The 13,644-nt window shown below is 23.8% G+C and carries 9 protein-coding genes; 2 read left to right on the top strand and 7 right to left on the bottom strand.

All coding sequences use genetic code 11. The annotated features are described in order from the left end of the window. Positions 1–7: 7 nt before the first annotated feature. The 3 genes from BN346_RS06070 to BN346_RS06060 all read right to left on the bottom strand — a co-directional run bounded on the left by BN346_RS06070 (position 8) and on the right by BN346_RS06060 (position 5,464). Positions 8–2,050, bottom strand: a complete 2,043-nt coding sequence (locus BN346_RS06070) for a methyl-accepting chemotaxis protein (protein WP_040327264.1) — start codon at positions 2,048–2,050, stop codon at positions 8–10. A gap of 432 nt (positions 2,051–2,482) precedes the next feature. Beyond that, positions 2,483–3,358, bottom strand: a complete 876-nt coding sequence (locus BN346_RS06065; RefSeq protein ID WP_040327263.1) for a DUF2268 domain-containing putative Zn-dependent protease — start codon at positions 3,356–3,358, stop codon at positions 2,483–2,485. 195 nt (positions 3,359–3,553) lie between these two features. Beyond that, complete coding sequence (locus BN346_RS06060) at positions 3,554–5,464, bottom strand: FUSC family protein (RefSeq protein ID WP_040327262.1); 1,911 nt, start codon at positions 5,462–5,464, stop codon at positions 3,554–3,556. Positions 5,465–6,147: 683 nt separating this feature from the next. Between BN346_RS06060 and BN346_RS06055 the strand changes: the two genes are divergently transcribed. Together BN346_RS06055 and BN346_RS06050 are read left to right on the top strand one after the other, a co-directional pair. Then, the gene (locus BN346_RS06055) at positions 6,148–6,720 is read left to right on the top strand and encodes a sigma-70 family RNA polymerase sigma factor (RefSeq protein ID WP_040327261.1); all 573 of its coding nucleotides are present in this window, start codon (positions 6,148–6,150) and stop codon (positions 6,718–6,720) included. Beyond that, positions 6,713–7,675 (top strand): DUF4179 domain-containing protein, encoded by a 963-nt coding sequence (locus tag BN346_RS06050; RefSeq protein WP_158644461.1) that lies wholly within the window; start codon positions 6,713–6,715, stop codon positions 7,673–7,675. The genes BN346_RS06055 and BN346_RS06050 overlap by 8 nt, the downstream gene beginning before the upstream one ends. 66 nt (positions 7,676–7,741) lie before the next feature. Here BN346_RS06050 and BN346_RS06045 read toward each other — a convergent pair whose 3' ends face one another. The 4 genes from BN346_RS06045 to BN346_RS06030 all read right to left on the bottom strand — a co-directional run bounded on the left by BN346_RS06045 (position 7,742) and on the right by BN346_RS06030 (position 12,859). Next, a complete protein-coding gene (locus BN346_RS06045) occupies positions 7,742–8,527 on the bottom strand; it encodes an ABC transporter ATP-binding protein (protein ID WP_040327259.1) in 786 nt (261 codons plus the stop codon). Next, positions 8,527–9,522, bottom strand: coding sequence for a FecCD family ABC transporter permease (locus BN346_RS06040; RefSeq protein WP_051540148.1), 996 nt, complete (start codon positions 9,520–9,522; stop codon positions 8,527–8,529). The genes BN346_RS06045 and BN346_RS06040 overlap by 1 nt, the downstream gene beginning before the upstream one ends. Positions 9,523–9,654: 132 nt before the next feature. Further along, the gene (locus BN346_RS06035) at positions 9,655–10,653 is read right to left on the bottom strand and encodes an ABC transporter substrate-binding protein (RefSeq protein ID WP_051540089.1); all 999 of its coding nucleotides are present in this window, start codon (positions 10,651–10,653) and stop codon (positions 9,655–9,657) included. 712 nt (positions 10,654–11,365) lie between these two features. Next, positions 11,366–12,859: a Na+/H+ antiporter NhaC family protein gene (locus BN346_RS06030; RefSeq protein WP_242838399.1), complete on the bottom strand. Its 1,494-nt coding sequence runs from the start codon at positions 12,857–12,859 to the stop codon at positions 11,366–11,368. Between the last annotated feature and the right edge of the window lie 785 nt (positions 12,860–13,644).

Raw genomic sequence — 13,644 nt, 5'->3', positions numbered from 1 at the left:
TTCATAATTATATTTTAAATATATCTATTTCATTAGTTAACTTCTCTGACATTGTACTTAATTCTTCTGAACTTTCATTAATAGTTGTAAATACTTCTGCTTGTTCATTTATAGAAGCATTAACTTCTTCTGTTATGGCTGCTATTTTTTCTGCTGAACTTGCTACTTCTAAAATAGAATTAGTTACATTTTCATTTTGTGAGTATACTAAATTAATATTATCTTGTACTTTTTTTGAACTTTGTAAAACCGTTTGTAGTATTTTAATCATACTTTCAAAAGATTTTTCCATTTCTTTGAAAGAATTTTTTTCCTTCATATTAATTTCATCAGTACTTACAAGGTTATTATTAGTAACTTTAGCCATATCATTAATATTGTTTATAATTGAAGAAATGTTTTTTGTTGCTTCTTGAGTTTGTGTTGATAAATTTCTAATTTCATCTGCAACTACAGCAAATCCCTTACCCATATCACCTGCTCTTGCAGCTTCAATAGCAGCATTTAATGATAATAAATTTGTTTGATCTGCAATAGAACTAATACTTACTAGGAATTCAGATATATTACTAAGACCATTAAGTAATTCTCTAATAGTGCTTTTTAAACTTTCAAAGCTTTCTAGAGATTCTTCTTTTGAATCTATTAATGATTCTATTTTTTTACGATTATCTTCTACAACAACTACTATTTCTTTATTTTGCTCTTCCATGGAATTATTATGAACTTTTAAATTTTCTACAGTTTTATCAAGTTCATATACAATTTCTTTACAATCCACAGAGCTTTCAGCCACATTACATATCTTAGTTGATATTTCATTAATAGCCTCTACAATTTCCTCATTAGATGCTGCTGTTTCTTCATTAATTGCAGCAAGATTACATGATTGCTCATTTACACTACTAGTGGCTATTTTGACTATATTTAAAATACTAGATAAATTCTCACATGTATAATTTAAAGAATTTGCAAGTTCTTCAATTTCATCACCAGTGTTTACATCACTTATTCTTACTGTTAAATCTCCACTTGCTATTTCTTTTAATTTATCTGTAATTACTCTTATTGGCTTAATCATTTTTTTCATTATATACTTTACTATTATAACAGTTATAATAAGTATTAATAAAGTTAATCCATTTACAACTAAAGAAGTTGTTTTTATAGGTGCTTTTATAGCTTTTACAGTTGCTGCTGAAAAAATTGTCCATCCTGTATTTTCTACTTTTCCACATAGCGCAACTTTTTTTTCATTTTTATAATTATAATGAACTTCTTTTATATCACTAAAGCTTTCCTTAGATAATGAATCAAGTTCATTTACACCAGTTAAGCCACCTATTAATTCTAAAGAACTATCATATATAACATTTCCTTTGGTATCCATTAATGCTACGTTGAAGTTATCATAATTGTACTTTTCAAATATAGGAACAAATAATGTAGAGATTATATCTTTACATACAACTCCAATAGTTTTTCCATTTGAATCTTTTATACTTCTTGCAATTACATTTATGTAATTTCCAGTTTCATTAGACTTTATTATATCTGAAATATATAAGTCTTTTCCATCTTTAATAGATTTAAAATAATCACGATCAGAAACATCAGTTAAAAATGCTTGATTATCTGACGCTGTAACAATAGTTCCATTCATATTTACTATGTATACAGTTTCAATATTTTTATTATTGCCTTCTTCCTTTAATATGTCATCTAAATATACCTTTTTATTTAATAATTCTTTGTCATTATTCTTTAAATTATCTGTTTTCAAATTTAAAAAATTTATAACATCATCATCATATATGTACTTATTTAATTCAACAGCTTCTTTATTTATCATATTTTCTATAGTTGCTGACAACCCTTTGACATCCGCTTCAAAATTTTTAAGTTTTCCTTTAAATATTACATCTTCAAAAATTACAAAACTTACTTGTGACAAAGTAATTGTACTAACAACTAAAATAGCAGCTACCATAGCTACCATCTTCCATTCTAAGCTTTTAACAATTTTCTTTTTTTTAATACATTTGCTCAATTTTAACTCCCCCAGTCATCTTTTTATTTTTTATATTTTATTAAAATTATTTATACTACTTAAATTTTAAAACTTCTATTTTATTCTCATATTTTACTATTAACTCATTCTAAAATAGCAACCATAATATATTAAATATTTAACATTTTTATATTTAGTATAATTATTTTAAAATAATACCACAAATTTACTAAATTATTTCTTATTTCTTAATGTTTTTATTAGTATAATTTAATTATTTTATAAATTTATACTAATATTACATTATAAAACAATAGAAATACCTACTAAATATTTCGTTTATTTTCTAATTTTATTAACATTTTTTTAAAATAAAAAATAATTTTTAATTTTTTGTTAATATTTTTAAAATAAAAATCATAGATAAATTTATATCTATGATTTTTATATGTATTTAATCTTTTCTATGTTCTATTTCAAAGTTATTATACATTTTTTTACTTCACATATTACTTTTTCTTTATTCCATCTTAAAAGTTCTTGAAAGCTATTTGTTTTAAGTAATTTTTTCACAATATTATATCCATATGCATAACCAGCTCTTTTAGGTAAATTTTCATTACCAGTATCTCCTGCAAAATATTTTGATGTATACTCATCACTTTTATTATCTAAGTTATCTATTATATCTAATTTTACATTACTCCATTGCAATTCGCATTTTTCAACAATTTCATTAGCATTTTCTGTATTGTGATATATACAAAATCCTTTATCTTTTATATTACATAATTCTTCTGATGCTGCCACTGCAATTCCTTCAATAAATAATCGTTCTGCCAATGTAATTTTACCAAATTCTATTAAATTATTGTGTATATTATGTGTAATTTCATGAGCTAAAAATATTTTTATTGCATCCTCATTTTTCATATACTCAATTGCAAAAAATGCCGTAGTTTTATTGTTAAATTCAGTTACCCATCCATCAACCATGTATAATCCCACAAGCAATACAAAATTTAACTCTAATTTTTCATTTTTTAAATTAAATAACTCATTGCATTTATCACAGGTTTCTATTATATACTTATCTATATTTTCACTAAACTTTTTAATGTTTTCATAATCATTATTGTATCTATTAAAAGCATGCTCATATCTATTTTCTAGTCGATACTCTTTATCAAATATTCTCATTAATTTTAAATAAGCATCAAAAATATCTTTATTTTTCTTTTCATAAAGCAAATTCCATAATTTTGACTTTTCATCAAAGTTTTTTTCTTTAGATTGCTCATAATAATTTACAAAATCATTTGATATATTTTTTATATTTATCTTCATAAAATTTTATTTATTCACTAAACTCTTTTCAATCACGCTAATATAATTTTAGTGAATAAATTCCCCCTTTTTTATTTTAATATTACAATGTATAACGTATGTTAAAAGTTAACTTAATTTATTTTACTACATATATATTAAATTATATTAAATAAAAGAACTTCAAACAGAATTAATCCATTTGAAGTTTCTCTTTTATATTTCATTTAATATATTATTATAAATTCTACTAGCTTTCATCATGCTGTATTTTATTTCTACTACATTAATTAATATTAATTTATCATCATTATTTTGTAAATTATTAAAACACTCTGTAACATCTTGTTCTGTAATATCTTTATTTAAAATTAATTCAATGTCATAAATTAACTTTAAACTGTACATATTATTCTTTACATATGTTTTAAAGTTGTTTATAAGTGATCTTATCTCATACATAAATATACGCTGACTATATAAGAATTCATCTATACTACTTAATGATAATGTATTACTATTATTACTTATTTTGTTATTCAAAAATTCGTTTATAGTTAAAATTTCTTTGAAATCATCATTTATTTTTAACTTTTTAACACCTATATCATATAACTTATCTACTATACTTTTATTTAACTCTAAGGATGATTTAATTTCCCTTTTTATAACATCACTAATTCTATATGGAAGTATTATTTTACTTGCATATAATGCAATCAATGTTCCAACAATTACAAATATCATTCTATTAAAAAACACATAATTAACAGTATCTATCATTGCTGCTGCCCCTAATGCAGACACTGTTGTGCAAATCATTTGATATCTATACTCAGTTAAATAATTACTAATATATCCAACTAAAAGTATAATAAATGTTCTACCAGCCATAGATGGCACTAATGAAAATAAAATTTCAAATATTAAAAGACCTATTACAGTTCCTATAATTCTATCTTTTCCTTTTGTTTTGCTTGCTTCAAAATATGGTTGAACTATAGAAATCAAACTAAAAACTAACCATTTCCCATATTGAAGATTGAATAAACTTACTATAAACACTCCAAGACTTGTTATCAATGCCCCTCTAAATGCAAATGTGAATTTAAGCGAGTCTCTATTAATATTATTTTTTAAATTATTCAACCCATATATAACTTTAGATGAAATATAATTTTCATCCATTTTTTGAACATAATCTTCTTTATATCCTAAGTCATCCCTTAATGTTTCTATACATTGATATAATTCAAAGTTTAAATAATGCATTTTTTTAGATTGTTCAATATCTTTTAATGCATTTTCTAAACCAACTATCAACTCTTTTAAGCATAAATTTCCTTCAATAAACAAATTTAATCTGACTAATATTTTTTGAACTTCAATTATCACTGTATTATATTCATCTTCTTTGCCATACATTTTCACTCTATTCAAAACTAAATTTATACGTTCTAAATATTGACTTATAAATAAGTACTGCATTATATTAGTAGGTAATTTTATTTTTGAATCTATTCTTTTATAAATAGATTCCAGTATGTTTTTTAAATTATTGTAGGTTACATTATTTATTTTTTCTATAGATTTATCACCTGATAAAATCAAATCTATTTCTTCAGATATATATTTTATAGATGACTTTATTCCATGTTGAGCTTCTTTTTTCAATTTATTTCTATTTACAATCATTTGCATTATCATAATTAGCAAACCACAACTAGCAAGTCCTATAAGTCTTCTAGGTAATAAATCAAAAGTTACAGGTGTATATAACATAAAGAAATATCCCAATGTAAATGCTACATAAGTAGGTTTTTTTGTATTATATGTGAATGAATATAATATATAGAATATAGATATAAATGTTATTATAAATCCTAAAAAAGCATTAACTGATGCTATATATGTTAAAACTCCTATTCCCACCTCTAAACTCACAAAGTATATTGTATTTTTTATTGGATTAATTGTATAATCCGTTCCTAATAATGATAACGCTGCAGTTATACCAGCTACTGCAACTAATGTATTTTCATTCCCAAATACAGTTTTAAATCCTACTATTGTTCCAACTATAACTATAAACAACATAGTTGTAGATGCAATTTTATTTTTGTCCATAATAAAATCCTTTGCTGCTTATAAAAAGCTATTCACTTTAAGCAACTTATCCTTTCAACAAATTTATTTTTCTTCATTATATCTTTATACAATAAATTATTTAGCCATGAAATTAATTGTGACAACACCATTTTAATATTATTGAAATTGAACTAATACACTCCTTTCACTATGTACTTTGCTTTTTCTATATGTAAACTATGTGGCTACAATCTAGTATTTTATAAACTTATTAATTCGTAATCTTAATTTTCAATTCTATCTTTGATAATGATTTCTTCATTTTAAATTAATATTATTTAATTTCTCATTTGAAATCCTCAATAAGCAATATTATTGAAATTTAATTAATTTGTCAACTATGGTTTATAAAAAAATAAACCATAGTTGTTTTATTTAAACGATAAATTATAATATTTTATTTTTAGTGCAACTTTTATGCTATGTTTACCGTCTAATATATAGTAATGCAAGTTTAAACTTTAGATTATACATATTTCAATTGATAATTTTAATCTATATTTTAAAATTTTAAATTTATTACAAATATAGTAATAACTTTAATTTTACAAGTGTTCTTTAATAAATATAATATTTTAAATTTGAGCTTAGAATTTTATAGATATAATTAATTTTATTTACTTTTATATTTCCATATTTAATAATTATTAGGAGGTGATTTTTTGGAAAATTTAAATTCTTTAACTAATGAAGCTTTTAACACTAGTTCAGATTACTTGAGTTTAATAGAAAATTCTATTTTAGGATCAAAAGATTCTTTTGCTGAATTAATTTTTTTAAATAAAGAATATCTTTATAAAACAGCATTTCTATATGTAAAAACTGAAGTTGATGCATTAGAAATTTATAGCGAAACTGTTTATAAAGCTTATATATCTATTCATAAACTTAAAAATCCAAATTTCTTCAAAACTTGGATAACTAAAATACTTATAAATAATGCCTATAGTAAACTAAATAATAAAAATAAATTTATAGATTTAGATTGTATAAAAAATAAATTTACTAAAGAAAACACTATATCTATTGAGGATAAATTAGACTTGTATAATGCTATTGATAATTTAAAACCTAAGTATAAAACAGCAATTATCTTAAAATACTTTCAAAATTTATCAATAAAAGAAATTTCACTTGTAATGAATTGCAAAGAAAACACAGTAAAATCTTATATTTACAGAGCAAAAGATATGTTACTTAAATATTTAAAGGAAGGATATGATTTTAATGAATGATTTAAAAAATATTGATATACCTAAAAATATTGATAATATAACTATTGATTCCATAAATAGAGCAGAACATGATAATTTGAAAAAGAAAAAATCACACATAAATTATGCAATAGCACTTTCTTTGAGTATATTAATATTGGGAGTTTCTTTTAATAATATAACAAATGCATTAGAAACATTTAAAAATTCTATAGCTACTTTTTTCCATGACAATATAAATGAGTCTATAGTTAATTCTTATACAACTCCAATAGGACAAAGCATTGAAAAAAGCAATATAAAAATTACAATAAAAGACGTATTATTAGATGATAATCAAATATATATTTCCGTAAATGTAAATAAATCTAACGTTAATTTTGAAGATATAAGTTTAAAATTAGGAAATTCACCAAAAGAATATAATTGTATATCAGGTAATTATAAATACAATGATGATAGTTCTCAGGATATTTTATATACTTTCAATATTGATAACTTAAATTTAGATGAAGATTTAGATATAAATTTAACTTTTAATAATGCTGCAATTAAAAATATAAATTCTGACTTATTAAAAAATGATTTAAAATTTAATGCTAAATGGAATTTCAAATTTAAAATAAATAATAGAAATCTTAAAAATAATATTGAAATAGTAGAAGTAAATAAAAATAATGTTATAGAAGACACTTTAGGATTTAATATTGAAGAAGTTAAAATATATCCATTTAAAATAAAAATTAAATTCACATCAGCTTTGCTTACTTGTCCTAGTAGTTCTTTAGTTTTAAAAACACCTAGTGGCAATGTATTTCATCCTTCAGATAGTACTTACAATTATAATGACAATATTGGATATTATAATTTTATTCTAGATACTACTAATTTAACTGAAATAAGCTTAATAAAAGTTGATCTTGAAAATAACAATCACATATTAAATGATTGTTATCTAAAACTACGTTTAGATTAACTCTTTAAAATTAAAAGGTTGTACAAGTTCTAAGAATTTGTACAACCTTTTATTTATATACTTTTACTAAGTTATATCATCTTTTATACAAAAATCTAAATTATTTGTCACTGGATTTTTATAAACACTAACATCTATATCATATGCCATTTTTATATTTTCTTCAGTTATAACTTCATTGCATTTTCCATTAGCAATTACATATCCATTTTTAATTAAAATAAGTTTTGTGCAGTATTTAATGGCAACTCTTAAATCATGTATTGTAGTTACTATTAATTTTTGTTCTTCAGTAAGTTTTTTCATATACTTAAATATTTCTTCTTGATATTTTATATCTAAATTTGATGTTGGTTCATCTAATAGTATTATATCTGTTTCTTGTGTTAGCACTTTTGAAAATAGTACTCTCTGCCTTTCTCCACCGGATAATTCTGTTATTTTCTTTTCTCTTAAATCAATTATATTCATGTATTCCATATATTTTTTAGCAATTATTTTATCACTTTCTTTTAAATCATATCCACTTTTTATATAAGGATATCTCCCCATTAAAATAATATCTTCACAACTAAAAGGAAAATTTATATTTGTATTTTGATTCATGAAAGATATATTTTGTGCTAATATTTTATCTTCATATTTTTTAATATCTTTACCTTTTATACAAATTGTACCTTCATATGTATTTATACCATTAAAACACTTTAAAAGAGTGCTTTTTCCAGCTCCATTAGGTCCAATTATCCCAACTAACTCACCCTTATAAAATTCTAAATTAATATTTTTTAATATATGTTTGTTTTGCACCTTAAAATTCAAATTTTCTATAGTCATTATAGCTTCATTCATTATAATATAACACCATCTTTTCTGTTTTTATTTAATAAATATAAAAAGTAAGGTGCACCAATTATGGACGTAATTATTCCTACACTTAATTCTATTGGTGATAATAAAATTCTAGCTATTAAATCGCATCCAATTAGAAATATGGCACCAAGTAATGCACTAGAAGATAATAACAATTTGTTATCAGGACCTACAATTAATCTCATTATATGTGGAATAATTAACCCTATAAAACTTATTCCACCACTTACACTAACAGCTAAAGCTGTTGTTATAGATGCCCATAACAATATCTTTTTTCTAGTTTTATTTGGATTTAACCCTAAGGAATGGGCTTCTTCATCACCTAATAATAATATATTAAGATCATGAGAATACTTTCTAAGCATAAATATACATATTATACTTGGAATTAATATTAGCTTTACATGTTCCCATCTTCTATCTGCTAAGCTTCCAATTGACCAAAACATATATGATTTCATTTGTTCTTCATTTAAGCTTGTCAAAATAAATGAAATTATGCCTCTTATAAATGTACTAATAGCTATACCTGATAAAATAAGACTTAACATTGATGCATGCTCATTTTTTCTATTAGCTAAACGATAAATTAAAAGTGCAATAAGCAATGCACCTAAAATAGCAAAAACAGGCACAAAATATATACTCATTCCACTTAATCCTAAAAATATTGCAACTATTGCACCTAAACTAGCTCCACTTGATATTCCTATAACTCCTGGATCAGCCATGGGATTTCTAAAAATACTTTGTACTACTGTCCCAGCTATAGCAAGACTTGCCCCTACTATTGCTGTTACAATTACTCTTGGTAGTCTAACATTAAAAATTATACTTTCAAAACTTCTGTCTAAAATAAATATATTTTTATTAAATAAATTGTTTATAATGATTTTTATAGTTTCATCAATAGGTACATTAACAGCTCCAATTGAAGTTCCTACAATTATAGAAACTATTAATGATACCATTAAAATTATATATAACTTTTTCTTTTTGTTTCTAATAATAATCACGCTCCATAAAAATAAGAGATTACTTAGAAAATTAATACTAAACTATTATATAAAGTATTAATTTAAAATAATCTCTTAATTATTTAACTATTTTTTATATACATCCTTATATATGGATTCAGCCATAAATTCAACACCTTCTATTATGTGTTGTGAAACTGATGTCATATATCTATTTGATGCAATATACACTCTTCCATTTTTTATTGCATCTACATTTTCTAAACTCTTATCGTTTTTTAAGTCTTCTGCAAAGGCTTCAAATTCTTTCAAATCATCTTTTTCCCATGCCATTAATACTAATACTTCTGGATTTAATTCTATTATTTTTTCTTTTGATATTTTTGCAACACCTTCAAGTCCTGCTTCTGAAGATACATTAACTGCACCTATATTCTTCACAATATCATCAAATATTGTGTTTTTCCCATTACTACTTCCATGCATATTATATGCCATAACTTTTACATCTTTAAATTTTGAATCTTTAATAGTCTTTTGAACTTTTTCTAATCTAGTATCAATGTCCTTAACTATTTCTTTTCCTTTTTCTTCATTTCCAACTATTTTAGATAAATCTATTATAATCTCTTTTTGCTCTTCTATTGTTTCTGGAGTTTTATATCCATAATAAGTTATATTGTTTTCTTTTAATTGCTCTAAAAACTCTTTTTTAATCCAACTTGAGCCTATAACTAAATCTGGCTTTTGAGCTAAAAGCACTTCAATATTATTTTCTATTTTAGGAAATTTTGTTGCTTTATCTGCAACATTTGATACTGCTTCATCATCTGCATTTTTTCCTGATAATCCTACAACCTTATCATCTTCTACCATTTCTAATAACATTTCATCCATACCTAATGTTAAAGATGCAATTTTACTTGGCTCTTCCTTTACAACTAAATCATTTCCATCATAATTTTTTACTGTTACTGGATAAGTAGCTTTACTAACTTCCTTTGACTCAGCCACTGTTTTATTGCTATTTGCATTAACATCATTATTCTTTGCTCCACAACCATATAAAACTGTAGATGTAGCAATTAAAGTTACTACTAAAATCTTGTATAAATTTTTTCTCATTTGTTTCCCCCTAATGTACACTAAATTTAAAAATATATTAAAAACACTGTATTTTTTAATATATCCTGCATAATTTTAGCATCACCTGTAATCATTTACAAATAACATTTTGTTATCACTATAGGGTTCCAAGCTAAAAAATGAAATTATTCAAATATTAAATGAGAATAGTAGTATTCCAAGAAATAGGAATTATTTAAAATGTTATTCATAAAAATTTCAAAGAAATACTAATTTAAATAATTCCTGTTTCTTGATGAAATAAAAAAGCTTTTCAAATTCAAAATAATAGCTTTATTAAATGATATTACTAAAATTACACGTTATTCCTATTTTTATATTTGGAACTAAGTAAGAAGTAAGAGTGAAAAGTGAATAGTGATAGTGAATATCCCGTGGATTGAAATCCCCACTACAATGTTTTATTTGTACTTCAAATAAAATCAGTATAATATTTATCCATAAAAAGTTCATTTTGGAGAATAAATTCCCCCATTATAATATTCTTACTGATCATAGTTTCAATAGTAACTATCACTATTACTTTGGATATTTTATAAAACTATGTTTTTATATTGTTTTCAATTAATTTGCTGTGCAAATTTAATAAAAAATCATTTTTTAAAATTGGAAATCCAATTATCACTTGTAAGTTTATTCAAAATAGAAAGAGCCATATCAAAATTTTATTTCGCTATGGCTCTTTGATTAATTACATTATTTCTACAGATCCCTCATAATATTCTTCTCTATTTTTCTTTTTAAGTTTAACTTGTGGTTCTTTAGGTATTCCAAATAACGGTATAAACCTATCTAATCCTGTTATTGTAAGTAATAACAATGAACCAACTGCAACTATAGCCATTACATTGTATCTAATAAATGAAATTGCTGTAAATTTATATAGTGGATATACTGCATTAGCTATGGACACATAAAATCCTAAGTAAACATGCCAAGGAATTAATTGAGAACCAAATACTCCAAGTGCACTTGAAAATGTGGCATTTCTAAGATGAAGCTTGTACATATCTTCTTCACTACCTTCAACATTTTCATCTACTAATTCCTTTATAATTGGTCCTATAGTAACTATTTGAGCCATTTCATCTGCTAATAATGCATTTCCTAGTATTGATAAACAACCATTAAAAAACATTAACTGTCTTACATTTCTAGATACAAATATAACAAGCTTTGATATAGGCTCAAAAGCTTTCATTTTTGCCATTATACCCCCAAAGGCTCCAACCCACATCATCATTACAATTACAGTTTTTCCTGCATCACTAAATCCTACCTGAACTAACTCTAAAAACTGAGGGATAGTTGTAGTTCCTGCAAGCAATCCTAATAATAAAGAGGATACTATCCCCATAGATAAGCATGCTATTGTGGATATTCCTTTTATTGCAGCTATTATAACAATTATTAGTGGAATAATCATATATAAAGGAACTCCCACTTTAACTTGATTTAAAAGATCTACTGCTTCTGGTCTTTTCTTTCCAAGAACTGCCCAAACATCTTTAGGAATTGAATCAATTGCTGATGATGCATTAACTGATGCTACATTTGACAGATTCATTGATATGCTTAATACATAAAATATTATTGCAGTTATAACAAGACAAATTCCAGACCAAACTCCTTGATTTTTAATTCTATCTATAACTTCAACTTTTTGAATTCCCGAACTGACTACCGTTGTATCTGATATTAACCCTATATTATCACCGAAACAAGATCCACCAGCAATTGCTGCTACTGTTAATAATACATTTCCTTCAACTATATGTGAAAGCCATAAAAATATTGGTGCACATGCAGCAAAAGTTCCCCATGAAGTACCTGTTGCCACAGATAATATTGCTGTTACTAAAAATCCTATTACAGCTACTGACCTTGCTGTAAGTCCAAGTTCCAATGCAACATTTACTATTGCTGCACCAACGCCTGTAGCCATGAATGCTGATGCCATTGCATATGCAAACATAAGTATAAAAAATACTAATTGCATTGATTTAACATTTTCGACTGAACAATCTACCAGTTCATTAAATTTTATTTTTTCTGTTACATATGCTACAATTGCAGCCCAGCAAGTAGCAATTGGTGCTGCTATTAAAATTTCCATACCACTTAACATAAGCCCAACTAAAATAGCAACTGGTGAAAGTTTTAAGATTCCATTTAAAATTTTCAATTTTATTTCCCCCTTTTTTATATAAGGCTTCAAACTCATTTTCAATTTTTTATAAGTTTCTCACCTTATATCAACCCCATAGATATAATTTAGTATGTATTAATTTACAATATTTTAATAATTTTTGAATAAAAATTCATTTGCTTAGTATAATTTTAAGCCTTAAAATTTGTATAGGTAAATTATATTTGCATATGCCAACGAATTCAACAGTTTTTGAAATTTCTAATAATTTGTTAATATTTTGTATATATTTTATGGAATTTATTCAACTTATTCTAATTTATGTAATTTTTTTATGTAATATATTGAACTAAAATCCCTTTAAAATATACTATTACTTAAATATATTTATATTTCTAAAATCCACATTATAGTTATCTATAGGATTAAAGGTTCAAAATGAAAATAATATATTTATTAAATGATACTACTAAACTTACAATTTATTTCTATTTTTGTATTTGAAACCAAGTAATAAGTATGAGTGAAAAATAAAAAATTATACTAAATATTACTCACTTCTTCCTAAGATTTAAATATAGAAACACATAAAAACTATTTTTAGATAGTATTTAAATACTCTTATTTATTTTAAATTTTGTTCATTTTATATAAAAATTTATATTTAAACCTATTTTTTCTTATTTTTAATATAAATTCATTTTTTATTCATACAAAATTAATATTTGACGCTAATAAATAATCTTTCTATACATTATTACTTTATAATTATACTAATATATTTTTGTATTCAACTATTATTATACATATCCTTATACACA

It is taken from the genome of Clostridium ihumii AP5 (assembly GCF_000612845.1).
In the GTDB taxonomy this organism is placed as follows: domain Bacteria; phylum Bacillota; class Clostridia; order Clostridiales; family Clostridiaceae; genus Clostridium_J; species Clostridium_J ihumii.
The sequence above is the reverse complement of the archived record's forward strand: the minus strand, read 5'-3'. Positions and strand labels throughout refer to the sequence as shown.